At 42.1% G+C, this 1,716-nt stretch carries 1 protein-coding gene; it reads left to right on the top strand.

Annotation, left to right across the window (positions count from 1 at the left end; all coding sequences use genetic code 11):
- Window positions 1-251: 251 nt before the first annotated feature.
- Window positions 252-1,716: ankyrin repeat domain-containing protein (locus KDK18_RS14405; protein WP_257255629.1), on the top strand; the 1,465-nt coding region annotated here is incomplete at its 3' end.

Here is a 1,716-nt window from a genome sequence, read left to right as displayed (position 1 = left end):
CTTTAACCAAGATATTAATACTTAGTTCAATTCATAAATTGGCAGTCATATTGTCATTTTTCAGGGCGTCCTCAATCGGGCGCTTAATCCCTTTAGCAGGTTGGCTGGTCACTTCTGAGCGTGAGGCTGTTCCCGGTATCGAATAGAAGTTCCCTGAGTCAGAACTTTTTGAGTCATCAGTTGTCGTAAAAAGATAGCGTGTCTAATAAAAGCTGGCTGATGTGGGCAATATTTTCAGGAGGAAAAAAACAATGCTGCCAACAGGAGGGGCGTCATCCAATCCACTAAACCTGAAAGGTGTTGATACAACCACATCTGAAAAGCATAATCCCGTAACAGCCTCGACTAAAAGAATACCCTTTGTCCAGAGCGAGACAACTCCGCGTACGCAAAGCACTGTGCCATCTGAAGGCTTATGCACCACAAAAAGGGTAAAACTGAAACCGGCTCGCTCCATTCTTGGTCACCCTTATTACAGGCCCGAAAATAAAAAAGCACTCTTGGCATCAAATAATTCATATAATAATGTGCTGATGCAACAAATGATGATGGAGTTGACAGAACTGCAAGTCTCTTCGAAGGAGGCGCAATGTCGTCAGCACAACCTTTTGGATAATTCATCCCCGCAAGTCTTTATAAATCTGATAAAGCAGGGTGATACAAAAAGCGTAAAAGAATGCATTACCAATAACCCCCTTGCTTTAGCTGTTAAAAATAAAGAAGGTAACTCAGTCCTGCATCTGGCAGTGCTACACGGCCATGATGACTTATGCCGACTGTTAGTTAGTAGGGCACAACACCTGTTGCAGGCAACAAATAATAACGGCGAACGACCTCTGCATATCGCAGCCAAAGAGGAACAAAACCATTTTTTGAGATTTTTTCTGGATAATTGCCCCAGTTTGTCATTATTGGAAACAGAGTTGCTGGCAACAGACAAATCAGGAGCTACACCGGTACACCTGGCAGCTCAATACGGAAATAAAGCTGGTTTGATGGCCATGCTTGATTATGAAAGTATCCGGAATGTGTTTGTTGGCAATTATTTCCTTATCGGGTTGGCGATAGAAAATGGTCATACACAGTGTGCGGAAGTTATTATTAACAGTGCAAAAACTGCGGGTACTTTTTTTCAACCCTATAACCTTCTTCACTATGGGGTAGAGTGTGGCCAGTTGGATTGTGTAAAATGGCTTGTGCAAACCTATCCAGACGCTTTCACACCTGAAGAAGGTGATTTAAATGACTTGGAGCCACTAACCCGGTTAGCTATAAAACGTGGCCATGATGAAATTCTAAAATATCTTCTCGAGCAGCCGTTCGTCATAAAACAACTGACGAAAATGGGGTATGCCTCTGAATTTGAGAGTAAAGAAAATGGTGCCTGTGCAAAACTGATCAGAGATGCCCGGGAGAAAGTGAAGTTGCCTTTTTGCCCGGTGAAAAATTTCGATAAAACACTATTCCAACAGGCCTTGCAGCAGGAAGAAGATAAAATTTTCAATAAAAATACCAAGAGAGACAATTTATCGGATCAGCCCGATAACAGTTTTGCCGACAGATCATTGTCCAGCAAATATCTGCCACAAGTTAAAGCCTTGTTAAGTGGGTTGCAGGAAGTAGGCGTTTATGTACATTGTATCATTGAAGAAAATTTAGATAAAAAAGGTCAATTCATGGCTATGGGGGATACCGCAGCATCGGTTGGACTGATTA

The sequence above is a fragment of the Endozoicomonas sp. SESOKO3 genome (assembly GCF_024606255.1).
The sequence above is the reverse complement of the archived record's forward strand: the minus strand, read 5'-3'. Positions and strand labels throughout refer to the sequence as shown.